The following is a 22,297-nucleotide window of genomic DNA, read 5'->3' on the forward strand; positions in this document are numbered from 1 at the left end:
AGACATGTCGTACACCCGCCGCGCGGCCGTGCTCGGCTCGCCGGTCGCCCACTCCCTGTCCCCGGCGCTGCACAACGCCGCGTACCGGAAAATGGGCCTCGACGGCTGGCACTACGGCACCGTCGAACTGGACGAGGCGGCGCTGCCGGGCTTCTTCGAGCGGCTCGGCACGCCGGGGGAGCCGGACTGGGCGGGGTTCTCCGTGACCATGCCGCTCAAGCGCGCGGTCATCCCGCTGCTGGACCGCGTCAGCGACACGGCGGCCTCGGTGGAGGCGGTCAACACGGTCGTCCTGACCGACGACGGGCAGCGGCTCGGCGACAACACGGACATCCCGGGCATGGTGGCGGCGCTCGCCGAGCGCGGCGTCCAGCGGGTGGAACGGGCCGCCGTCCTGGGCGCCGGAGCCACCGCCTCCTCCGCCCTGGCCGCGCTCTCCCGCGTCTGCGACGGCGAGGTCACCGCGTACGTCCGCAGCGACGCCCGGGCGGCCGAGATGCGGCAGTGGGGCGAGCGGCTGGGCGTGGCGGTGCGCACGGCGGACTGGGGCGCCGCGGGCGAGGCGTTCGACGCCCCGCTGGTGATCGCCACCACCCCCGCCGGAACGACCGACGCGCTCGCGGCGTCGGTCCCCGAGCGCCCCGGCGCGCTCTTCGACGTCCTGTACGACCCCTGGCCGACCGCGCTGGCCGCCGCCTGGTCGGCGCGCGGCGGCGCGGTGGTCGGCGGGATGGACCTGCTGATCCACCAGGCCGTGGGGCAGGTCGAGCAGATCACCGGGCACGCCCCGGCGCCGCTGGCCGCGATGCGCGAGGCGGGCGAGGCGGCCCTCGCCGCCCGCTCCCGGTGACGGCCCTCGGCGCCCTCCGCCCCCTTCGCTGCCGCCCCTGACGCGCCTCCCGCGTCTCACGCACAGGTCCGTCTGGTGGACCACCACCCCGGGCCCTTCGGCGGACGTGGGAGGATCGGAGGCAGGCGGGCCAGGGCCGCATCCGGCCACGCCACGAGACGTCGAGGGGCGAGCATGAGGGAGCACCGTTGAGCAGGTTGCGCTGGCTGACCGCGGGGGAGTCGCACGGCCCCGCGCTTGTGGCGACGCTGGAGGGACTGCCCGCAGGGGTGCCGATCACCACCGATATGGTGGCGGACGCCCTCGCGCGGCGGCGGCTCGGATACGGCCGCGGGGCGCGGATGAAGTTCGAGCGCGACGAGGTCACCTTCATCGGTGGCGTCCGGCACGGTCTGACCCTCGGCTCCCCGGTCGCGATCATGGTCGGCAACACCGAATGGCCCAAGTGGGAACAGGTCATGTCCGCCGACCCGGTCGACCCCGAGATCCTGGACGGGCTGGCCCGTAACGCGCCGCTGACCCGCCCCCGCCCCGGCCACGCCGACCTGGCCGGAATGCAGAAGTACGGCTTCGACGAGGCCCGGCCCATCCTGGAGCGCGCCAGCGCCCGCGAGACCGCCGCCCGCGTCGCACTCGGCACCGTCGCCCGCTCCTACCTCAAGGAGACCGCCGGGATCGAGATCGTCTCCCATGTGACCGAGCTGGCCGCCGCCAAGGCTCCGTACGGCGTCTACCCCAAGCCGTCCGACGTCGAGCGGCTCGACGCCGACCCGGTGCGCTGCCTGGACGCCGACGCGAGCAAGGCGATGGTGGCCGAGATCGACCAGGCCCACAAGGACGGCGACACCCTCGGCGGCGTGGTCGAGGTGCTGGCGTACGGCGTGCCGGTGGGCCTCGGCTCGCATGTGCACTGGGACCGCCGACTGGACGCGCGGCTGGCCGCCGCGCTGATGGGCATCCAGGCCATCAAGGGCGTCGAGGTCGGCGACGGCTTCGACCTCGCCCGGGTGCCCGGCTCCCAGGCGCACGACGAGATCGTGTCGACCGACGAGGGCATCAAGCGCTCCTCCGGCCGCTCCGGCGGCACCGAGGGCGGGCTGACCACGGGCGAGCTGCTGCGGGTACGGGCCGCGATGAAGCCGATCGCGACCGTGCCGCGCGCGCTGGCCACCATCGACGTCAGCACCGGCGAGGCCACCAAGGCCCACCACCAGCGTTCGGACGTCTGCGCGGTGCCCGCCGCCGGCATCGTCGCCGAGGCCATGGTCGCCCTGGTGCTGGCGGACGCGGTCGCCGAGAAGTTCGGCGGCGACTCGGTCGGCGAGACCCGCCGTAACGTGCGGGGCTTCCTCGACAGCCTGGCCATCCGGTGAGCGGCCCCGGCACACCGGAGGGGCCCGCCGCCGTCCTGGTCGGGCCCATGGGCGTGGGGAAGAGCACCGTCGGACGGGTGCTCGCGGAGCGGCTGGACACCACGTTCCGCGACACCGACACCGACATCGTGGAGTCCGCGGGCAAGGAGATCTCCGAGATCTTCATCGACGAGGGCGAACCCCACTTCCGCGAGCTGGAGAAGCAGGCCGTGCGGGCCGCCGTCACCGGCCACCCGGGCGTGCTGGCGCTCGGCGGCGGCGCGATCCTCGACCCGGAGACCCGCGCCCTGCTCACCGGCCTCCCCGTGGTCTTCCTGGAGATGGGCGTCGCCGAGGCCGTCAAGCGCACCGGCCTGGACGCCCCGCGCCCGCTGCTCGCCGTCAACCCCCGCCAGCGCTGGCGCGAGCTGATGGAGCAGCGCCGTCCGCTGTACACCGAAGTCGCCCGGGCCGTCGTGACGACCGAGGGCCGTACCCCCGACGAGGTCGCCGACGCCGTCATGGACGCACTGGAGCTGAAGAAGGCATGAGCACCGAAACCCCCACGCGCATCCAGGTCGGCGGCACCGCGGGCACCGCGCCGTACGAGGTGCTGGTCGGCCGCCAGCTCCTCGGCGAGCTGCCCGGGCTGATCGAGAACGCCAAGCGTGTCGCCGTGCTGCACCCCGAGGCGCTGGCCGATACCGGTGAGGCGATCCGCCAGGACCTCGCCGACCAGGGGTACGAGGCCATCGCGATCCAGCTGCCGAACGCGGAGGAGTCCAAGACCGCCGAGGTCGCCGCGTACTGCTGGAAGGCGCTCGGGCAGACCGGCTTCACCCGCAGCGACGTCATCGTCGGCGTCGGCGGTGGCGCGACCACCGACCTGGCCGGTTTCGTCGCCGCGACCTGGCTGCGCGGGGTGCGCTGGATCGCCGTTCCGACGACCGTGCTCGGCATGGTCGACGCGGCGGTCGGCGGCAAGACCGGCATCAACACCGCCGAGGGCAAGAACCTCGTCGGCGCCTTCCACCCCCCGGCCGGGGTGCTGTGCGACCTGGCCGCGCTGGACTCGCTGCCCGTCAACGACTACATCAGCGGCCTCGCCGAGGTCATCAAGGCCGGGTTCATCGCCGACCCGGCCATCCTGGAGCTGATCGAGCAGGACCCGGCCGCGGCCCGCGTCCCCGGCGGTGTGCACACCGCCGAGCTGATCGAGCGCTCCATCCGGGTCAAGGCCGAGGTCGTCTCCAGCGACCTCAGGGAATCCGGGCTGCGCGAGATCCTCAACTACGGGCACACGCTCGCGCACGCCATCGAGAAGAACGAGCGCTACAACTGGCGGCACGGCGCCGCCGTCTCCGTTGGCATGGTGTTCGCCGCCGAACTGGGCCGTCTCGCGGGCCGTCTGGACGACGCCACCGCCGACCGGCACCGCGCCGTTCTGGAGTCCGTCGGCCTGCCGCTCACCTACCGCGGCGACCAGTGGCCCAAGCTGCTGGAGACCATGAAGGTCGACAAGAAGTCCCGCGGTGACCTGCTGCGCTTCATCGTGCTGGACGGCATCGCCAAGCCGACCGTGCTGGAGGGGCCGGACCCGGCGGTGCTGCTCGCGGCGTACGCGGAGATCTCCCGGGAGACCTCGCCGAGCTGACCGGCTTCCGTCACAACTGTGTCATCGCCATCGAAGCCCGCGGCACCGCCGCGGGCTTTCGAATACCCGTGAATATGCCCGCAGTTGAGAGTGCCGCCGCACGAATTGCCTGGCTGGCGCGTTGAAGCGGGCACTCATCGGGTTTCCCGGGCGTTCACACAGCGGCGGTCTGGGCAGGTACCGTTCGGTAGGAGCGGCCTCAGCGCCGCGTCACCACGCGACAGTTGTCCGTCACGACTGCCGCCTGTACGAGACGGAGTGCCACCGGATGCAGGACGCAGGCTGGGCCCAGAGCGCGAGTCAGCCCCCCGGTCCCCACCCGCACCACCCGGCCCCGCCCGTACCTCCGGTGCCCGCCGCACCGGCCCCGCCCGTGCACCCCGCTCACCCCGTCCACCCCGCGGCGCCCATGGCGCCGGTGCCCGTGCCCCCGGTGCCCGCGCCGCCCGCACCCGCGCCCCCGGTGGCGGGCCATCCACCGGCCGGCGGGCATCCCACCCCGCAGCCGCCCCCCGCGCCGCCCGTCGACCGCGCGAACACCACCGGCCACATCCAGCTGCCGCCCGGCGGGCCCGTCCCGCTGCCCCACCCGCCCGCCGACCCGGCGATGGCCGACGCCTCGCAGACCGCCGTCGCCGTGCTGCTCATCGGACCGGCCGGGGCGGGCAAGACCACCGTCGCCCGCTACTGGGCCGACCGCCGCCGGGTGCCCACCGCCCACATCAGCCTCGACGACGTCCGCGAATGGGTCAGGTCGGGCTTCGCCAACCCCCAGTCGGGCTGGAACGAGAACTCCGAGGCGCAGTATCGTCTCGCCCGCCGCACCTGCGGCTTCGCCGCCCGTAACTTCCTCGCCAACGGCATCTCCTGCATCCTCGACGACGCCGTCTTCCCGGACCGCCCCGTCGTCGGCCTCGGTGGCTGGAAGCGGCACGTCGGCCCCGGCCTGCTCCCCGTGGTGGTGCTGCCCGGCCTCGAAATCGTCCTGGAGCGCAACGCGGCCCGCAGCGGCAACCGCCGCCTCAGCGACGAAGAGGTCGCCCGCATCCACGGCCGGATGGCCGGCTGGTACGGCTCGGGCCTGCCGATCATCGACAACTCGACGTACGACGTGGAGACCACCGCCCGCATGCTGGACGAGGTGGTGGCCCGCTCCATCGCGAGCCCGCCCTCTTTTTGAGGCCCGGTTCGCCTCCGGCCCCCATCCGGACCCTTCCGGACGGCCGGGGCGGGGCGGAGTGCGTACGCTCAGGGACATGTCCCAGGTGTACGCGGCCCGACGTGCCCGCCTGCACGACCAGTACGCGGCGGCCGGGAGCGAGGCCGCCCTGGTCTCCCGGCCCGCCAACGTGCGCTATCTGTGCGGCGACGCGCCCCCCGGCGCCACCCTGCTGCTCGGGCCCGTCCAGGACGTCCTGGTGGCGCCCGACGCGTCCTCGTGGTCATGGGGGCCGGGCCCGGGTCCGCATCCGGAGGATCTGCGGCTCCTCATGCTGTCCGGGCCGGACGGCGACCCGGCCGTGGCCGCCGCCGACCTGGCGGCGGCGGACGGCGCCGAGTCGCTGGCCGTCGAGGAGCACGATCTGACCGTGGCCCGCCACCGGGCGGTCGGCACCGCCGCTCCGCGGCTGCGCCTCGCCGATCTGGGGCGGACCGTGGAGCAGCTGCGGATCGTCAAGGACGACGAGGAGATCTCCTGCATGCGGATCGCCGGGGAGCTGGCCGACCAGGCGCTCGGCGAGCTGCTGGAGTCGATCCTGGTGGGCCGTACCGAGCGCCATCTCGCGCTGGAGCTGGAGCGCCGACTCGTGGATCACGGGGCGGACGGACCGGCGTTCCCCACCGTGGTCGCGGCGGGGCCGCACGCGGGCCGGGCCGGGCATCTGCCCACCGACCGCCGGGTGGAGGAGGGCGACTTCCTCACCATCTGCCTGGGCGCCGACTACCGGGGGTACCGCTGTCAGGTGGGCCGTACGTTCGTCATCGGGCCCTCGCCCGCGGACTGGCAGGTCGAGCTGTACGACGTCGTTTTCGCCGCTCAGCGGGCCGGACGCGAGGCGCTGCTGCCGGGTACGGGCTACCGGGACGTGGACCGGGTGACCCGTCAGGTGCTGGACGCCGCGGGGTACGGGGAGGGGCTGGAAGCGCGTACCGGACACGGTGTGGGCCTGGAAATCGACGAGGACCCTCGGCTGTCGCCGTCGGCCATGGGTAAACTGGACGCTTGTGTGCCGGTCACCGTCGAACCGGGGGTCCACCTCCCGGGCCGGGGCGGTGTCCGGATCGACGACACGCTCGTCGTCCGCCCCGAGGCGGACGGCGGACCCGAGCTACTCACCATCACGACCAAAGAGCTGCTCGCGCTGTAGTCCTGGCTGACAGTCTTCGGCTGACGGCATTGGCTGATAACGGCGCACCGCGGCTCTCTGGTCTCCACCAGCTGTAGTCCAGGAGATCCCGCAACCGTGGCATCCACGAACGACCTCAAGAACGGCCTTGTGCTCAAGCTTGACGGCGGCCAGCTCTGGTCCGTCGTCGAGTTCCAGCACGTCAAGCCCGGCAAGGGCCCTGCCTTCGTGCGCACCAAGCTCAAGAACGTGCTGTCCGGCAAGGTGGTCGACAAGACCTTCAACGCCGGCGTGAAGGTCGAGACGGCCAACGTCGACAAGCGCGGCATGCAGTTCTCGTTCAAGGACGGCGAGAGCTTTGTGTTCATGGACATGGACACCTACGACCAGATCTACATCACCCCCGAGGTCGTCGGCGACAACGCCCGGTATCTGCTCGAGGGCTTCGAGGCGGTCGTGGCGATGTACGAGGGCAACCCTCTGTATGTCGAGCTGCCCGCCGCCGTCGAGCTGGTGATCGAGTACACCGAGCCCGGCGTCCAGGGCGACCGCTCGACCGGTGGCTCCAAGCCCGCCAAGCTCGAGACCGGCTATGAGATCGGCGTCCCGCTGTTCATCACCACCGGTGAAAAGATCAAGGTTGACACCCGTTCCGGCGAGTACCTCGGTCGGGTGAACAACTAACCGTGGCTGCCCGCAACAAGGCCCGTAAGCGTGCCTTTCAGATCCTTTTCGAGGCCGACCAGCGTGGCAGCTCTGTGCAGACCGTTCTCGCGGACTGGATTCGGCACGCCCGGACCGACGACCGGCAGCCGCCGGTCAGCGAATACACGATGCAGCTCGTCGAGGGGTATGCGCAGCACACCGCCCGCATCGACGAGCTGCTCGCCACCTACGCGGTGGGCTGGACGCTGGACCGGATGCCCGTCGTCGACCGGAACATCCTGCGGCTCGGCGCCTACGAGCTGATGTGGGAGGACGCGACGCCGGACGCGGTGGTGATCGATGAGGCGGTGCAGCTCGCCAAGGAGTTCTCGACCGACGACTCGCCGTCGTTCGTCAACGGCCTGCTGGGACGGCTCAAGGAGCTGAAGCCGGGGCTGCGCCGCGACGCGGAGACCCAGGCGGACTCGGAGACCCAGGCGTAAGGCGCGACAGTCAGCACAAAGCCGCCGGGGGCGGTGGAGGCCGTACGGCACTTCCACCGCCCCCGGCGGCACGTTTCTGCTGGTGGAGAGGGTGCGAGAGCGCTGAGGGCGCGCGTCACACATCCTCGTGCTGGACCGCGCGGCGCGCGTCGGCGCCCAGCACTCCCCAGCTGATCAGCTGTTCCGTCAGCACGGACGGCGACTGGTCGTAGATCACGGCGAGGGTGCGCAGATCGTCCTGGCGGATCGAGAGCACCTTGCCGTTGTAGTCGCCGCGCTGGCTCTGGATCGTGGCGGCGTAACGCTGGAGCGGGCCTGCCTTCTCGACCGGCACATGGGCCAGCCGCTCCAGGTCCAGCACCAGCTTCGGCGGCGGCTCCGCCGCCCCGGCCGGGCTGGTGCCCGGCAGCAGCTCCTGCACCGGGACGCCGTAGAAGTCGGCCAGTTCGGCGAGACGCTGGACGGTCACGGCGCGGTCCCCGCGCTCGTACGATCCGACCACCACGGCCTTCCACCGGCCCTGGGACTTCTCCTCGACGCCGTGAAGGGAGAGGCCCTGCTGGGTGCGGATGGCGCGGAGCTTGGCCCCGAGCTGTTTGGCGTATTCGCTGGACATAAAGCTCCCCGGACACTGAATCGACGTGCGGCTCCGCCGCGCGGCTGGTAACTCACTGTGAAGGTTACGTAGCGTAATCTCCATTCGTCAAGCCGAATGGAGCGGAGGGGCTCTCGCCAGGGGTGTTGACGAGCGCCCCATGCGCCCCTGCTACTGTGAATGGCGCAAATCCGACGTCCTTTAAGGTCCGTCCCGTGAGGCGGAGAAGGAGGTCCGTATCTATGGACGCTCGTACCTCGGATGCCGCGCGTTCCGTGCTGGAAGCACCGGACATCGCGCGCGTTCTCACCCGCATCGCCCACGAGATCGTCGAGCGCGCCAAGGGCGCCGACGACGTGGTGCTGCTCGGCATCCCCACCCGCGGTGTCTTTCTCGCCCGGCGGCTCGCCGCCCGGCTGGAGGAGATCACCGGCAGGTCCCCCGGCGAGCTGCCGGTCGGCTCGCTCGACATCACGATGTACCGCGACGATCTGCGGCTGCGGCCCGCCCGCGCGCTGGCCCGCACCGAGATCCCCGACGACGGTGTCGACGGCCGCCTGGTCGTCCTCGTCGACGACGTTCTCTTCTCCGGCCGCACCATCCGCGCCGCGCTCGACGCCCTCGGTGACATCGGGCGGCCGCGCGCCGTCCAGCTCGCGGTCCTCGTCGACCGCGGTCACCGGGAACTGCCGATCCGCGCGGACTACGTCGGCAAGAACCTCCCCACGTCGCTGCGGGAGACGGTCAAGGTCCAGCTCACCGAGGAGGACGGGCGCGACAGCGTGCTCCTCGGCCTGCGCGAGACCACCTCAGCGGACGGAAAGTAGCGCCCCGGCACCGACGGCGACGGCTCCCGGCGATCCCGGGTACCCGGTCCCCGTCCGCCGGTGGGCGGGCCCTCGCGGCCCGGCACCGGACCAGGCGCCTGCCCGCCCGCATTCCCGCACACCTCCTCACCCACGGAGCACCCGGATGAAGCGTCACCTCATCTCGGCCGCCGATCTCTCGCGCGACGACGCCGTCCTGATCCTCGACACCGCCGAGGAGCTGGCCCGGCTCGCCGACCGGCCGATCAAGAAGCTGCCGACCCTGCGCGGCCGCACCGTCGTGAACCTCTTCTTCGAGGACTCGACCCGCACCCGCATCTCCTTCGAGGCGGCCGCCAAGCGGCTGTCCGCCGACGTCATCAACTTCTCCGCCAAGGGCTCCTCGGTCTCCAAAGGCGAGTCCCTGAAGGACACCGCGCTCACCCTGGAGGCGATGGGCGCCGACGCCGTCGTCATCCGGCACCACTCCTCCGGCGCCCCGCACCGGCTCGCCACCTCCGGCTGGATCAACGGCTCGGTCGTCAACGCGGGCGACGGCACCCATGAGCACCCCACGCAGGCGCTGCTCGACGCCTTCACGATGCGCCGACGGCTGGCCTCCGGGGCCTCCGGCGTGGGCCAGGACCTGTCCGGCCGCCGGATCACCATCGTCGGCGACGTGCTGCACAGCCGGGTCGCCCGCTCCAACGTCCACCTGCTGTCCACCCTCGGCGCCGACGTCACCCTGGTCGCCCCGCCCACGCTCGTCCCCTTCGGCGTCGAGAGCTGGCCCTGTGACATCTCGTACGACCTGGACGCGGTGGTCGGCAAGTCCGACGCCGTGATGATGCTGCGGGTCCAGCGCGAGCGCATGAACGCCGCCTTCTTCCCCACCGAGCGGGAGTACGCGCGCCGCTACGGCCTGGACGCCGACCGGATGGCCCGGATGCCCGAGCACGCCATCGTCATGCACCCCGGCCCGATGAACCGCGGCATGGAGATCACCGCCGAGGTCGCCGACTCCGACCGCTGCACCGCCGTCGAGCAGGTCGCCAACGGCGTCTCGATCCGCATGGCCGTCCTGTACCTGCTGCTCGGCGGCAACGAGCCCGCCGTCACCGCCGCCCGCACCGAGGAGAACCAGTAACCATGAGCGACACGACCAAGACGCTGCTGCGCGGCGCGCAGGTGCTCGGCGGCGAGCCGCGGGACGTGCTGATCGAGGGCGAGCGCATCGCCGCCGTCGGCACCGGCCTCGACGCGGACGGCGCCACCGTGATCGACGCCGCCGGGCAGGTCCTGCTGCCGGGCCTGGTCGACCTCCACACCCATCTGCGCGAGCCCGGCCGGGAGGACTCCGAGACCGTCCTCACCGGCACCAAGGCCGCCGCGGTCGGCGGCTTCACCGCCGTCCACGCCATGGCCAACACCTTCCCCGTCGCCGACACCGCGGGCGTGGTCGAGCAGGTGTGGCGGCTCGGCAGGGAGTCCGGCTACTGCGATGTGCAGCCCATCGGCGCCGTCACCGTCGGGCTGGAGGGCAAGAAGCTCGCCGAGCTGGGCGCCATGCACGACTCCGCCGCGGGTGTCCGGGTCTTCTCCGACGACGGCAAGTGCGTCGACGACGCCGTGATCATGCGCCGCGCCCTGGAGTACGTGAAGGCGTTCGGCGGCGTCGTCGCCCAGCACGCCCAGGAGCCGCGGCTCACCGAGGGCGCCCAGATGAACGAGGGCATCGTCTCCGCCGAACTGGGCCTGGGCGGCTGGCCCGCCGTCGCCGAGGAGTCGATCATCGCCCGCGATGTGCTGCTCGCCGCCCACGTCGACTCCCGGGTGCACATCTGCCACCTGTCCACCGCGGGCTCGGTCGAGATCGTCCGCTGGGCCAAGTCCAAGGGCTGGAACGTCACCGCCGAGGTCACCCCGCACCATCTGCTGCTCACCGACGAGCTGGTCCGCTCGTACAACCCCGTCTACAAGGTGAACCCGCCGCTGCGCACCGAGGCCGACGTCATGGCGCTGCGCGAGGCGCTGGCCGACGGCACCATCGACTGCGTCGCCACCGACCACGCCCCGCATCCGCACGAGGACAAGGACTGCGAGTGGGGCGCGGCGGCCATGGGCATGGTCGGCCTGGAGACCGCGCTGTCCGTCGTCCAGCACACCATGGTCGACACCGGGCTGCTGGACTGGGCGGGCGTCGCCGACCGGATGTCCGCCCGGCCGTCCGCCATCGGCCGCCTCACCGGCCAGGGCCGTCCCATCGCCGCCGGGGAGCCCGCCAACCTCACCCTCCTCGACACCGCTTACCGTGGTGCGGTGAACCCCGCGGGCTTCGCCTCCCGCAGCCGCAACACTCCCTACGAGGGCCGGGAGCTGCCGGGCCGGGTGACGTACACCTTCCTGCGGGGCCGGGCGACGGTCGTGGACGGGAAGCTGGCGTGATATCTCCTAACCCTTTGATCTCCTTGGCGGCCGAGCAGCGGTCCCAGGACGTCACCGACTGGGCCGCCCGCATCGGCTGGGTCGTCGGCCTGCTGCTCGTCATCGCGCTGGTGTACTGGCTGATGCGCGAGGGCTGGAAGTGGCGCGGCACGCTCCAGGGCGATCTGCCCGAGCTGCCCGAGGCCCCGGCCGAGCCGGGCCCCGCGAAGCTGACGCTGAGCGGCCGCTACCACGGCTCCACCACCGCGGGGCAGTGGCTCGACCGCATCGTGGCCCAGGGCCTCGGCACCCGCAGCCGCGTCGAGCTGACCCTCACCGAGGAGGGCGTGAGCGCCGTACGGCCCGGCGCGCGGGACTTCTTCATCCCGGCCGGAAGCCTCCGCGGCGCCCGGCTCGACAAGGGCATCGCGGGCAAGGTCCTCGCCGAGGGCGGGCTGCTGATCATCACCTGGCAGCTCGGCGAGCGGCAGATCGACTCCGGATTCCGCTCCGACCACGCCGCCGAGCACGCGGCCTGGGTCGAAGCACTCGACGTCGACGAAGACGTCAAGCACACCGAGCACAACCAGGAAGGCGCACGATGACGACCTCCACCAGGGGGGCCCAGACCCCCGCCGTACTCGTCCTGGAGGACGGCCGCACCTTCCGTGGCCGCGCCTACGGGGCCGTGGGGGAGACCTTCGGCGAGGCCGTGTTCTCCACCGGCATGACCGGCTACCAGGAGACCCTGACCGACCCGTCCTACCACCGCCAGGTCGTCGTCATGACCGCCCCGCACATCGGCAACACGGGCGTCAACGACGAGGACCCCGAGTCCGGGCGCATCTGGGTCTCCGGCTATGTGGTGCGCGACCCGGCCCGTACGCCCTCCAACTGGCGCTCCCGCCGCTCGCTGGACGACGAGCTGGTCGCCCAGGGCGTCGTCGGCATCAGCGGCGTCGACACCCGCGCCCTCACCCGCCATCTGCGCGAGCGCGGCGCCATGCGCGTCGGCATCTTCTCCGGCGAGGCGCTCGCCGACGAGGCCGCGCTGCTCGCCAAGGTGCGGGACGCCCCGCAGATGAAGGGTGCCGACCTGAGCCGCGAGGTGGCGACCCGGGAGGCGTACGTCGTCCCCGCGATCGGCACCAAGCGCTTTACCGTCGCCGCCGTCGACCTGGGCATCAAGGGCATGACCCCGCACCGGATGGCCGAGCGCGGCATCGAGGTGCACGTCCTGCCCGCCACCGCCACCGTGGAGGACCTCTACGCGGTGAACCCGGACGGCGTGTTCTTCTCCAACGGCCCGGGCGACCCGGCCACCGCCGACCACCCCGTCTCGCTCATGCGCGCCGTCCTGGAGCGGTCCACCCCGCTGTTCGGCATCTGCTTCGGCAACCAGATCCTGGGCCGCGCGCTCGGCTTCGGCACCTTCAAGCTGAAGTACGGCCACCGCGGGATCAACCAGCCGGTGCAGGACCGCACCACCGGCAAGGTCGAGGTCACCGCGCACAACCACGGCTTCGCCGTGGACGCGCCGCTCGACGCGCCCAGCGACACCCCCTACGGGCGGGCCGAGGTCTCCCACGTCTGCCTCAACGACAACGTGGTCGAGGGGCTGCGCCTGCTCGACCGCCCCGCATTCAGCGTCCAGTACCACCCCGAAGCCGCCGCGGGCCCGCACGACGCCGGGTACCTGTTCGACCGCTTCGTCACCCTGTTGGAGGGCCAGCGTGCCTAAGCGCACCGACATCCAGTCCGTCCTGGTCATCGGCTCCGGCCCGATCGTCATCGGCCAGGCCGCCGAGTTCGACTACTCCGGCACCCAGGCCTGCCGGGTGCTCAAGGCCGAGGGCCTGCGGGTCATCCTGGTCAACTCCAACCCGGCCACGATCATGACCGACCCGGAGATCGCCGACGCCACGTACGTCGAACCGATCACCCCGGAGTACGTCGAGAAGATCATCGCCAAGGAGCGCCCCGACGCGCTGCTGCCCACCCTCGGTGGCCAGACCGCCCTGAACACCGCCATCTCCCTGGACGAGGCGGGCACCCTCGCCGAGTACGGGGTCGAGCTGATCGGCGCCAACGTCGAGGCGATCCACAAGGGCGAGGACCGCGACCAGTTCAAGGAGGTCGTCAAGGCCGTCAACGCCAAGATCGGCCACGGCGAGTCCGCCCGCTCGTACATCTGCCACTCCATGGACGACGTCCTCGCGGGCGTCGACCACCTCGGCGGCTACCCCGTCGTCGTCCGCCCGTCCTTCACCATGGGCGGCGCCGGTTCCGGCTTCGCCCACGACGAGGACGAGCTGCGCCGCATCGCGGGCCAGGGCCTGAACCTCTCGCCCACCACCGAGGTGCTGCTGGAGGAGTCGATCCTGGGCTGGAAGGAGTACGAGCTGGAGCTGATGCGCGACAAGCACGACAACGTCGTGGTCGTCTGCTCCATCGAGAACTTCGACCCCATGGGCGTCCACACCGGCGACTCGATCACCGTCGCCCCCGCGATGACGCTGACCGACCGCGAATACCAGGTCCTGCGGGACATCGGCATCGCGGTCATCCGCGAGGTCGGCGTGGACACCGGCGGCTGCAACATCCAGTTCGCGGTCAACCCCGAGGACGGCCGGGTCATCGTCATCGAGATGAACCCGCGCGTCTCCCGCTCCTCCGCGCTGGCCTCCAAGGCCACCGGCTTCCCGATCGCGAAGATCGCCGCCCGGCTGGCCGTCGGCTACACGCTGGACGAGATCCCCAACGACATCACCGAGAAGACCCCGGCGTCCTTCGAGCCCACGCTCGACTACGTCGTGGTCAAGGTGCCGCGGTTCGCGTTCGAGAAGTTCCCGGCCGCCGACGCCCGCCTCACCACCACCATGAAGTCGGTCGGCGAGGCCATGGCCATCGGCCGTAACTTCACCGAGGCGCTGCAGAAGGCGCTGCGCTCGCTGGAGAAGAAGGGCAGCCAGTTCGACTTCACCGGCGAGCCCGGTGCGAAGTCCGAGCTGCTGGAGCGGGCCGACGTCCCCACCGATGGCCGGATCAACACCGTCATGGGCGCCATCCGCGCCGGGGCCACTCCGCAGGAGGTCTTCGACGCCACGAAGATCGACCCGTGGTTCGTGGACCAGCTGTTCCTGATCAAGGAGGTCGCGGACGAGCTGGCCGCCGCCGACAAGCTGGGCCCCGAGCTGCTCGCCGAGGCCAAGCGGCACGGCTTCTCCGACGCCCAGATCGCCGGAATCCGCTCGCTGCGCGAGGACGTGGTCCGCGAGGTGCGGCACGCGCTCGGTATCCGGCCCGTCTACAAGACGGTCGACACCTGCGCCGCCGAGTTCGCCGCCAGGACCCCGTACTTCTACTCCTCCTACGACGAGGAGTCCGAGGTCGCGCCCCGCGAGACCCCGGCCGTGATCATCCTCGGCTCCGGTCCCAACCGCATCGGCCAGGGCATCGAGTTCGACTACTCGTGCGTCCACGCCTCCTTCGCGCTGAGCGCCGCGGGCTACGAGACCGTGATGGTCAACTGCAATCCGGAGACCGTCTCCACCGACTACGACACCTCCGACCGGCTCTACTTCGAGCCGCTCACCCTGGAGGACGTCCTGGAGATCGTCCACGCGGAGACGCAGGCGGGCCCGGTCGCGGGCGTGATCGTCCAGCTCGGCGGCCAGACCCCGCTGGGCCTCGCCCAGGCCCTCAAGGACAACGGCGTGCCCATCGTCGGCACCTCGCCCGAGGCCATCAACCTCGCGGAGGAGCGCGGCGCCTTCGGCCGCGTGCTGACCGAGGCCGGGCTGCCCGCCCCCAAGTACGGCACCGCCTTCTCCTTCGAGCAGGCCAAGGGCATCGCCGCCGAGATCGGCTACCCGGTCATGGTCCGCCCGTCCTACGTGCTGGGCGGCCGCGGCATGGAGATCGTCTACGACGAGACCTCGCTCGCCGCCTACCTGGAGCGCCACGCGGGCCTCATCTCCGAGCACCCGGTGCTCATCGACCGCTTCCTCGACGACGCGATCGAGATCGACGTCGACGCGCTCTACGACGGCGAGGAGCTCTACCTCGGCGGCGTCATGGAGCACATCGAGGAGGCCGGAATCCACTCCGGCGACTCGGCGTGCGCGCTGCCCCCGATCACCCTCGGCGGCTTCGACATCAAGCGGCTGCGCGCCTCCACCGAGGCCATCGCACGCGGCGTCGGCGTCCGCGGACTGATCAACATCCAGTTCGCGATGGCCGGGGACATCCTGTACGTCCTGGAGGCCAACCCGCGCGCCTCCCGCACGGTCCCCTTCACCTCCAAGGCCACCGCCGTACCGCTGGCCAAGGCCGCCGCCCGGATCTCGCTGGGCGCGACCGTCGCCGAGCTGCGCGCCGAGGGCCTGCTGCCCGCGACCGGTGACGGCGGCACGCTGCCGCTGGACGCGCCGATCTCCGTCAAGGAGGCCGTGATGCCCTGGTCGCGGTTCCGCGACGCCTCGGGGCGCGGGGTCGACACCATCCTCGGCCCGGAGATGCGCTCGACCGGCGAGGTCATGGGCATCGACTCGGTCTTCGGCGCGGCGTACGCCAAGTCGCAGGCCGGTGCGTACGGGGCGCTGCCCACCAAGGGGCGCGCCTTCGTCTCCGTCGCCAACCGCGACAAGCGCTCGATGATCTTCCCGGCCCGGGAGCTGGTCGCCCTCGGCTTCGAGCTGATGGCCACCTCGGGCACGGCGGAGGTGCTCAAGCGCAACGGCATCAACGCCACGGTCGTCCGCAAGCACAGCGAGGGGGAGGGGCCGGACGGTACGAAGACCATCGTCCAGCTCATCCACGACGGGGACGTGGACCTGATCGTCAACACCCCGTATGGCACCGGCGGACGGCTCGACGGCTATGACATCCGTACGGCGGCCGTCGCCCGCGGCGTCCCGTGCCTGACCACCGTCCAGGCCCTCGCCGCCGCCGTCCAGGGCATCGAGGCGCTCGGCCGGGGCACGGTCGGCGTCCGGTCGCTCCAGGAACACGCGGAACATCTGACCGCCGCCCGCGAGGAGTGAGGCGAGAGAGGGGGACACCGGCCGGTGTCCCCCTCTTCACGCGCCCCTTCCCGCGTGTTCCCCTCGTGCAGAAAGCCCCTCATGTACTCGCTGCTCTTCCACCTGCTCTTCCGGCGCATGGACCCGGAAAAGGCCCACCACCTGGCCTTCGGCTGGATCCGGCTGGCCGCCCGCGTCCCCGTCCTGCGCACTTATCTCGCCGCCCTCCTCGCCCCCCGTGACAAGGCGCTGCGCACCGAGGCGCTGGGCCTGCGGATGCACGGGCCGTTCGGGCTCGCCGCCGGGTTCGACAAGAACGCCGCCGGGATCGACGGTATGGCCATGCTCGGCTTCGACCATGTCGAGATCGGCACGGTCACCGGGCAGCCGCAGCCCGGCAACCCCCAAAAGCGGCTCTTCCGGCTGGTCGGCGACCGTGCGCTGATCAACCGCATGGGCTTCAACAACGAGGGCTCGGCCGCGGTCGCCGCCCGGCTCGCGGGCCGCCGCGCCGCCTTCCGTACAACGGTCGGCGTCAACATCGGCAAGACCAAGGTCGTCCCGGAGACGGAAGCGGTCGCCGACTACGTGACCTCGACCGAGCGACTTGCCGCCCACGCGGATTACCTCGTCGTCAACGTCTCCTCGCCCAACACCCCCGGACTGCGGAATCTTCAGGCCGTCGACCAGCTGCGCCCGCTGCTGACCGCCGTCCGCGAGGCCGCCGACCGCACGGTCACCGGGCGCCGGGTGCCGCTGCTGGTAAAGATCGCGCCAGATCTCGCGGACGCGGATGTGGACGCGGTCGCCGACCTCGCCGTCGAACTGGGGCTGGACGGCATCATCGCCACGAACACGACCATCGCGCGGGACGGGCTCGGTCTCACGTCCTCCGCGGAGCTCACCGGGGAGACCGGCGGGCTGTCCGGCGCCCCGCTGAAGGCCCGCTCGCTGCAGGTGCTGCGGCGCCTGTACGCCCGGGTGGGGGACCGGCTCACGCTCGTGGGCGTGGGCGGCATCGAGACGGCCGACGACGCGTGGGAGCGGATCCTTGCGGGGGCGACGCTGGTGCAGGGGTATAGCGCGTTCATCTACCGCGGGCCGTTCTGGGCCCGGTCGATCCATCGCGGGCTGGCCGCCCGGCTGGCGGCGTCCCCGTACGACACGTTGGCCGAGGCGGTCGGCGCCGAGTAGTGGGTGGGGGCTCCGCCCCCACACCCCCGCTGGGGCTCCGCCCCTGGACCCCGCTCCTCAATCTCCCCCAGCTACCGCTGGGAGGTGTCCCCCCGAGGGGCTGGGAAGTGGGGCGTCACCGCCCCGGAACGCTGCTGGTAGCCGCACCTTTACGAGGAGAGAACCATGACCACGCCCACCCCCTTCGGTACGCGCCTGCGCCGGGCCATGGACGAGCGCGGGCCGCTCTGTGTCGGCATCGATCCGCATGCCTCGCTGCTCGCCGACTGGGGGCTCGGGGACGACGTCGCGGGGCTCGAGCGGTTCACGCGGACCGTCGTGGACGCGCTCGCCGGGCGCGTCGCCGTGCTCAAGCCGCAGTCGGCCTTCTTCGAGCGCTTCGGCTCGCGCGGCATCGCCGTGCTGGAGCGGGCCGTGGCGGACGCCCGGGACGCCGGGGCGCTGGTGCTGATGGACGCCAAGCGCGGCGACATCGGGTCCACGATGGGCGCGTACGCCGCCGCCTACCTGGACCCCGGGAGCCCGCTGTTCTCGGACGCGGTCACCGTCAGCCCCTACCTCGGCTTCGGCTCGCTGCGCCCGGCGCTGGACGCGGCGCGGGCGAGCGGTGCGGGGGTCTTCGTACTGGCGTTGACGTCCAACCCGGAGGGCGCCGAGGTGCAGCACGCGGTGCGGCACGACGGGACGACCGTCGCGGCGTCCGTGCTGGCCCACCTCAAGGCCGAGAACGCCGAGGAGGCCGGACAGGGCGCGCTCGGCTCGTACGGCGCGGTCGTCGGGGCGACCCTCGGCGCCACCGCGGCGCGGATCGGCGCGGATCTGGCGATCGACGGGCCGCTGCTGGCACCCGGCATCGGGGCCCAGGGCGCGACCCCCGCGGACCTTCCGGAGGTCTTCGGAACGGCGGTCCGCAATGTCGTTCCGAGCGTCAGCCGAGGGGTCCTGGGACAGGGGCCGGATGCCTCCGCGCTGGTCGAGGCGGCGGCCCGAATGGCTGATGACGTGCGTGCTGTGGCTGAATAACCGGGCTATTTTGTCCCTGAATGTCCAAGTCGAGCGAGTCTGACCAGGACTTTTCGTCTGTTCTCGCTGACTGGAGCGGGATCGGCCGCTAGTCTCCGACGAGAGCGAACGCGCTGTTGCGTTGCGCGTTGCTCCGCAGGTGAGGGCCGACTAGGTTCCTCACCGGTCCCTATCCGACAGTTCGACATCCGAGGTGACGTAGGCGTGGCTCTTCCGCCCCTTACCCCTGAACAGCGCGCAGCCGCGCTCGAAAAGGCCGCCGCGGCTCGCCGGGAGCGCGCCGAGGTCAAGAATCGGCTCAAGCACTCCGGCGCGTCTCTGCATGAGGTCATCAAGCAGGGCCAGGAGAACGATGTCATCGGCAAGATGAAGGTCTCCGCCCTCCTGGAGTCCCTGCCGGGCGTCGGCAAGGTCCGCGCCAAGCAGATCATGGAGCGGCTCGGCATCTCCGAAAGCCGTCGTGTGCGCGGGCTCGGCTCCAACCAGATCGCATCCCTCGAGCGTGAGTTCGGGGGCGCCGCAGGCTGACGTTTCCCGGCACGCTCGGGAACCTGGATAATCTGCTGCATGGCAGCACATCCAGTACGCCCGCGGCTGACCGTGCTCTCCGGCCCCTCCGGGGTCGGCAAGAGCACGGTCGTCGCGCATATGCGCAAAGCACACCCCGAGGTCTGGCTCTCGGTCTCCGCCACGACCCGTAGGCCCCGCCCCGGTGAGCGGCACGGTGTCCAGTATTTCTTCGTGGACGACGGTGAGTTCGACAAGCTCATCGCCAACGGTGAGCTGCTGGAGTGGGCCGAGTTCGCCGGTAACCGCTATGGCACCCCCCGTGAAGCGGTCATCGACCGGCTCGAGGCGGGCGAGCCGGTGCTGCTGGAGATCGACCTGCAGGGCGCGCGGCAGATCCGCGAGTCCATGCCGGAGGCCCAGCTGGTCTTTCTCGCCCCGCCCAGCTGGGAGGAGCTGGTCCGTCGGCTCACCGGCCGGGGGACCGAGGCCCCCGAGGTCATCGAGCGGCGGCTGGAGGCGGCGCGCGTCGAGCTGGCCGCCGAATCCGAGTTCGATACGACCCTGGTCAATACCTCCGTCGAGGACGTGGCGACTGAGCTGCTAGCCTTGATGCGAGTGGCTTGATCTTCAATTCATTCTTGCCATGAGGCGTAATAAGGAAGGCTAGAGAGTGTCCTCTCCCATGACCGCGCCCGAGGGCATCATCAACCCTCCGATTGATGAGCTGCTCGAAGCGACCGACTCGAAGTACAGCCTCGTGATCTACGCGGCCAAGCGTGCGCGCCAGATCAACGCGTACTACTCGCAGCTCGGTGAGGGTCTGCTCGAGTACGTCGGCCCCCTGGTGGACACCCACGTCCACGAGAAGCCCCTGTCGATCGCGCTCCGCGAGATCAACGCGGGTCTGCTGACCTCCGAGGCCATCGAGGGCCCGGCTCAGTAAGGCCCGGAAATCACTCATCACCGGCCCGGCGGCCTCGCTGCCGGGCTCGTGGTGTGTCATGGGTACGTATCCGTTCGTAAGCGGCGGGAATCGTAATCGGCGGGGAAGAGGCGAGCGATGGCCATGGCGGACAAGCCCAGGGTCGTGCTGGGGGTCGGCGGCGGGATCGCCGCCTACAAGGCGTGTGAGCTGCTGCGGCGGCTGACGGAGTCCGGGCATGACGTCCGCGTCGTGCCGACCGCCTCGGCGCTGCACTTCGTCGGCGAGGCGACCTGGTCGGCGCTCTCCGGGCATCCGGCGGGCACCGAGGTGTGGGAGTCCGTCCACGAGGTGCCGCATGTGCGCATCGGCCAGTCCGCGGACCTGGTCGTGGTCGCCCCCGCCACCGCCGATCTGCTCGCCAAGGCCGCCCACGGCCTCGCCGACGATCTGCTCACCAATACGCTGCTGACCGCCCGATGTCCGGTCGTCTTCGCACCGGCCATGCACACCGAGATGTGGGAGCACCCCGCGACCCAGGAGAACGTGGCGACCCTGCGCCGCCGCGGCGCCGTGGTCATCGAGCCCGCCGTCGGGCGGCTGACCGGTGTGGACACCGGCAAGGGGCGGCTGCCGGACCCCCAGGAGATCTTCGAGGTCTCCCGCCGGGTGCTGGCCCGCGGCCCCGGGGCGACCCGCGCCGATCTGGCCGGACGCCACGTGGTGATCAGCGCCGGAGGCACCCGCGAGCCGCTGGACCCGGTGCGCTACCTGGGCAACCGCTCCACCGGCAAGCAGGGGTACGCCCTGGCCCGCGCCGCCGTGGCCCGGGGCGCCAGGGTGACTCTTGTCTCGGCCAACAGCGAGCTGCCCGCCCCGGCCGGTGCCGATGTGGTGCGGGTGGGGACCGCGGTCCAGCTGCGGGAGGCGGTCCTGAAGGCCGCCGCGGACGCCGACGCCGTGGTGATGGCCGCCGCGGTCGCCGACTTCCGGCCCGCGCGGTACGCCCCGGGAAAGATCAAGAAGCGGGACGGGCAGGAGCCCGAACCGGTCGCTCTGGTGCGCAACCCGGACGTTCTGGCGGAAATCTCCGCCGATCGCGCCCGCCCCGGCCAGGTCGTCGTCGGCTTCGCCGCCGAGACCGACGACGTTCTCGTCAACGGCCGCACGAAGCTCGCCCGCAAGGGCTGCGATCTACTCGTGGTGAACGAGGTGGGGGAGCACAAGACCTTCGGCTCGGAGGAGAACGAGGCGGTCGTGCTCGCGGCGGACGGCGCCGAGACGCCCGTTCCGTACGGCCCGAAGGAAGCTCTGGCCGAGACCGTCTGGGATCTGGTGGCGGCCCGTTTCGGCTGAGTCCGTGACCGCTCTTCGCGTGATCTTCACAAGATATTTGCGTGACCTTCGGCCCTCCTTGGGTAGGGATTGTGGCCACCGTGGGTTGATCCAGGGCAGGGAGCGCCCGTTCGGACCATGACAGCTTTCTGTCATGGGGGCCTTGCTGTATTTCGGCTCGAGGCGAGGTATGTTCCAGGTCATGGCCTGCCCGTCCTTTGGGACGGGGATGCTCGACCGGTGGATACGCCGGATAAACTGGCCCAGGAACCGCATCGGGCGCAGCCCCCGGGCGGTCCCGCCCATGATCAGCCAGCAGCCGCTGCAACCCCAGGGAGCGATGTGTCCCGCCGCCTGTTCACCTCGGAATCTGTGACCGAGGGTCACCCCGACAAGATCGCTGACCAGATCAGCGACACCATCCTCGACGCGCTCCTGAAGGAGGACCCGACCTCTCGGGTCGCCGTCGAGACCCTGATCACCACCGGCCTGGTGCATGTCGCCGGTGAGGTGACGACCAAGGCGTACGCCGATATCGCGACGCTCGTCCGCAACAAGGTCCTCGACATCGGCTACGACTCGTCGAAGAAGGGCTTCGACGGCGCCTCCTGCGGCGTCTCGGTGTCCATCGGCTCGCAGTCCCCCGACATCGCCCAGGGCGTCGACTCCGCCTACGAGCTGCGGGTCGAGGGCGACGAGGACGAGCTGGACAAGCAGGGTGCGGGCGACCAGGGCCTGATGTTCGGCTACGCGTGCGACGAGACGCCCGAGCTGATGCCGCTGCCGATCAACCTGGCGCACCGGCTCTCCCGCCGCCTGTCCGAGGTGCGCAAGAACGGGACCATCCCGTACCTGCGCCCGGACGGCAAGACCCAGGTCACCATCGAGTACGACGGCCACAAGGCGGTCCGTCTGGACACCGTCGTCGTCTCCTCGCAGCACGCCTCCGACATCGACCTGGACTCGCTGCTCGCTCCGGACATCAAGGAGTTCGTGGTCGAGCACGTCCTGAACGAGCTGGTCGAGGACGGCATCAAGCTGGACACCGACGGCTACCGGCTGCTGGTCAACCCGACCGGCCGCTTCGAGATCGGTGGCCCGATGGGCGACGC

Annotated in this window: 22 protein-coding genes; 21 read left to right on the forward strand and 1 reads right to left on the reverse strand. The window is 71.3% G+C overall.

Annotated elements, in window-relative coordinates; translation table 11 throughout:
- Positions 1-4: 4 nt before the first annotated feature.
- The 8 genes from ACZ59A_RS35995 (at position 5) to nusB (ending at position 7,352) form a co-directional block, all read left to right on the forward strand.
- Positions 5-850, forward strand: coding sequence for a shikimate dehydrogenase (locus ACZ59A_RS35995; RefSeq protein WP_470967622.1), 846 nt, complete (start codon positions 5-7; stop codon positions 848-850).
- A gap of 188 nt (positions 851-1,038) precedes the next feature.
- Complete coding sequence (gene aroC / locus ACZ59A_RS36000; RefSeq protein WP_470967625.1) at positions 1,039-2,223, forward strand: chorismate synthase; 1,185 nt, start codon at positions 1,039-1,041, stop codon at positions 2,221-2,223.
- 47 nt (positions 2,224-2,270) lie between these two features.
- Positions 2,271-2,753 (forward strand): shikimate kinase, encoded by a 483-nt coding sequence (locus ACZ59A_RS36005; RefSeq protein ID WP_468046989.1) that lies wholly within the window; start codon positions 2,271-2,273, stop codon positions 2,751-2,753.
- Positions 2,750-3,856 carry a 3-dehydroquinate synthase gene (aroB, locus tag ACZ59A_RS36010; protein WP_470967627.1) on the forward strand — a complete coding sequence of 369 codons (1,107 nt, stop codon included), beginning with the start codon at positions 2,750-2,752 and terminating at the stop codon, positions 3,854-3,856. The genes ACZ59A_RS36005 and aroB overlap by 4 nt, the downstream gene beginning before the upstream one ends.
- 268 nt (positions 3,857-4,124) lie before the next feature.
- Entirely contained in the window at positions 4,125-5,036 is a 912-nt protein-coding gene (locus ACZ59A_RS36015; RefSeq protein ID WP_470967629.1) for an AAA family ATPase, read from the forward strand.
- Between the two features lie 76 nt (positions 5,037-5,112).
- Positions 5,113-6,225 (forward strand): M24 family metallopeptidase, encoded by a 1,113-nt coding sequence (locus ACZ59A_RS36020; RefSeq protein WP_470967632.1) that lies wholly within the window; start codon positions 5,113-5,115, stop codon positions 6,223-6,225.
- 96 nt (positions 6,226-6,321) lie between these two features.
- Positions 6,322-6,888 carry an elongation factor P gene (gene efp, locus ACZ59A_RS36025; RefSeq protein ID WP_470967634.1) on the forward strand — a complete coding sequence of 189 codons (567 nt, stop codon included), beginning with the start codon at positions 6,322-6,324 and terminating at the stop codon, positions 6,886-6,888.
- A 2-nt stretch (positions 6,889-6,890) separates the two neighbouring features.
- A complete protein-coding gene (nusB, locus tag ACZ59A_RS36030) occupies positions 6,891-7,352 on the forward strand; it encodes a transcription antitermination factor NusB (RefSeq protein WP_470967637.1) in 462 nt (153 codons plus the stop codon).
- Positions 7,353-7,467: 115 nt separating this feature from the next.
- On the opposite strand, the gene bldD is transcribed toward nusB, so the two are convergent.
- Positions 7,468-7,968, reverse strand: a complete 501-nt coding sequence (gene bldD, locus ACZ59A_RS36035) for a transcriptional regulator BldD (protein ID WP_014056259.1) — start codon at positions 7,966-7,968, stop codon at positions 7,468-7,470.
- A gap of 221 nt (positions 7,969-8,189) precedes the next feature.
- Between bldD and pyrR the strand changes: the two genes are divergently transcribed.
- From pyrR to metK, 13 genes are all read left to right on the forward strand, one after another.
- Positions 8,190-8,774: a bifunctional pyr operon transcriptional regulator/uracil phosphoribosyltransferase PyrR gene (gene pyrR / locus ACZ59A_RS36040; protein WP_468046577.1), complete on the forward strand. Its 585-nt coding sequence runs from the start codon at positions 8,190-8,192 to the stop codon at positions 8,772-8,774.
- Between the two features lie 145 nt (positions 8,775-8,919).
- On the forward strand, positions 8,920-9,900 hold the full coding sequence (locus ACZ59A_RS36045) for an aspartate carbamoyltransferase catalytic subunit (RefSeq protein ID WP_470967641.1): 981 nt from the start codon (positions 8,920-8,922) through the stop codon (positions 9,898-9,900).
- Positions 9,901-9,902: 2 nt separating this feature from the next.
- Complete coding sequence (locus ACZ59A_RS36050; RefSeq protein ID WP_470967643.1) at positions 9,903-11,198, forward strand: dihydroorotase; 1,296 nt, start codon at positions 9,903-9,905, stop codon at positions 11,196-11,198.
- 14 nt (positions 11,199-11,212) lie between these two features.
- Positions 11,213-11,782, forward strand: a complete 570-nt coding sequence (locus ACZ59A_RS36055) for a PH-like domain-containing protein (RefSeq protein WP_470967646.1) — start codon at positions 11,213-11,215, stop codon at positions 11,780-11,782.
- Complete coding sequence (gene carA / locus ACZ59A_RS36060; RefSeq protein ID WP_470967648.1) at positions 11,779-12,918, forward strand: glutamine-hydrolyzing carbamoyl-phosphate synthase small subunit; 1,140 nt, start codon at positions 11,779-11,781, stop codon at positions 12,916-12,918. The genes ACZ59A_RS36055 and carA overlap by 4 nt, the downstream gene beginning before the upstream one ends.
- Positions 12,911-16,222: a carbamoyl-phosphate synthase large subunit gene (gene carB, locus ACZ59A_RS36065; protein ID WP_470967651.1), complete on the forward strand. Its 3,312-nt coding sequence runs from the start codon at positions 12,911-12,913 to the stop codon at positions 16,220-16,222. The genes carA and carB overlap by 8 nt, the downstream gene beginning before the upstream one ends.
- A gap of 81 nt (positions 16,223-16,303) precedes the next feature.
- Positions 16,304-17,395: a quinone-dependent dihydroorotate dehydrogenase gene (locus ACZ59A_RS36070; RefSeq protein ID WP_470967653.1), complete on the forward strand. Its 1,092-nt coding sequence runs from the start codon at positions 16,304-16,306 to the stop codon at positions 17,393-17,395.
- Positions 17,396-17,560: 165 nt separating this feature from the next.
- Complete coding sequence (gene pyrF, locus ACZ59A_RS36075) at positions 17,561-18,418, forward strand: orotidine-5'-phosphate decarboxylase (RefSeq protein WP_470967656.1); 858 nt, start codon at positions 17,561-17,563, stop codon at positions 18,416-18,418.
- Positions 18,419-18,622: 204 nt separating this feature from the next.
- Entirely contained in the window at positions 18,623-18,946 is a 324-nt protein-coding gene (locus tag ACZ59A_RS36080) for an integration host factor (RefSeq protein WP_009713618.1), read from the forward strand.
- A 39-nt stretch (positions 18,947-18,985) separates the two neighbouring features.
- The gene (gene gmk, locus ACZ59A_RS36085) at positions 18,986-19,552 is read left to right on the forward strand and encodes a guanylate kinase (protein ID WP_470967658.1); all 567 of its coding nucleotides are present in this window, start codon (positions 18,986-18,988) and stop codon (positions 19,550-19,552) included.
- 58 nt (positions 19,553-19,610) lie between these two features.
- Entirely contained in the window at positions 19,611-19,871 is a 261-nt protein-coding gene (gene rpoZ, locus ACZ59A_RS36090; RefSeq protein WP_020867048.1) for a DNA-directed RNA polymerase subunit omega, read from the forward strand.
- A 117-nt stretch (positions 19,872-19,988) separates the two neighbouring features.
- Complete coding sequence (gene coaBC, locus ACZ59A_RS36095) at positions 19,989-21,206, forward strand: bifunctional phosphopantothenoylcysteine decarboxylase/phosphopantothenate--cysteine ligase CoaBC (protein ID WP_470967662.1); 1,218 nt, start codon at positions 19,989-19,991, stop codon at positions 21,204-21,206.
- A 321-nt stretch (positions 21,207-21,527) separates the two neighbouring features.
- A partial coding sequence (metK, locus tag ACZ59A_RS36100) for a methionine adenosyltransferase (protein ID WP_470967665.1) occupies positions 21,528-22,297 on the forward strand: 770 nt, incomplete at its 3' end.

The sequence above is a fragment of the Streptomyces sp. NPDC040405 genome (genome assembly GCF_055595765.1).

What these genes read in the sequence shown, in the direction of transcription:
- ACZ59A_RS36005 (WP_468046989.1), top strand. Translation starts at nt 2,271, where the DNA reads ATGGGCGTGGGGAAGAGCACCGTCGGACGGGTGCTCGCGGAGCGGCTG.
- ACZ59A_RS35995 (WP_470967622.1), top strand. Translation starts at nt 5, where the DNA reads ATGTCGTACACCCGCCGCGCGGCCGTGCTCGGCTCGCCGGTCGCCCAC.
- ACZ59A_RS36070 (WP_470967653.1), top strand. Translation starts at nt 16,304, where the DNA reads ATGTACTCGCTGCTCTTCCACCTGCTCTTCCGGCGCATGGACCCGGAA.
- aroB (WP_470967627.1), top strand. Translation starts at nt 2,750, where the DNA reads ATGAGCACCGAAACCCCCACGCGCATCCAGGTCGGCGGCACCGCGGGC.
- carA (WP_470967648.1), top strand. Translation starts at nt 11,779, where the DNA reads ATGACGACCTCCACCAGGGGGGCCCAGACCCCCGCCGTACTCGTCCTG.
- ACZ59A_RS36045 (WP_470967641.1), top strand. Translation starts at nt 8,920, where the DNA reads ATGAAGCGTCACCTCATCTCGGCCGCCGATCTCTCGCGCGACGACGCC.
- coaBC (WP_470967662.1), top strand. Translation starts at nt 19,989, where the DNA reads ATGGCCATGGCGGACAAGCCCAGGGTCGTGCTGGGGGTCGGCGGCGGG.
- bldD (WP_014056259.1), bottom strand. Translation starts at nt 7,968, where the DNA reads ATGTCCAGCGAATACGCCAAACAGCTCGGGGCCAAGCTCCGCGCCATC.
- ACZ59A_RS36050 (WP_470967643.1), top strand. Translation starts at nt 9,903, where the DNA reads ATGAGCGACACGACCAAGACGCTGCTGCGCGGCGCGCAGGTGCTCGGC.
- gmk (WP_470967658.1), top strand. Translation starts at nt 18,986, where the DNA reads ATGGCAGCACATCCAGTACGCCCGCGGCTGACCGTGCTCTCCGGCCCC.
- rpoZ (WP_020867048.1), top strand. Translation starts at nt 19,611, where the DNA reads ATGACCGCGCCCGAGGGCATCATCAACCCTCCGATTGATGAGCTGCTC.
- pyrF (WP_470967656.1), top strand. Translation starts at nt 17,561, where the DNA reads ATGACCACGCCCACCCCCTTCGGTACGCGCCTGCGCCGGGCCATGGAC.
- ACZ59A_RS36015 (WP_470967629.1), top strand. Translation starts at nt 4,125, where the DNA reads ATGCAGGACGCAGGCTGGGCCCAGAGCGCGAGTCAGCCCCCCGGTCCC.
- ACZ59A_RS36020 (WP_470967632.1), top strand. Translation starts at nt 5,113, where the DNA reads ATGTCCCAGGTGTACGCGGCCCGACGTGCCCGCCTGCACGACCAGTAC.
- pyrR (WP_468046577.1), top strand. Translation starts at nt 8,190, where the DNA reads ATGGACGCTCGTACCTCGGATGCCGCGCGTTCCGTGCTGGAAGCACCG.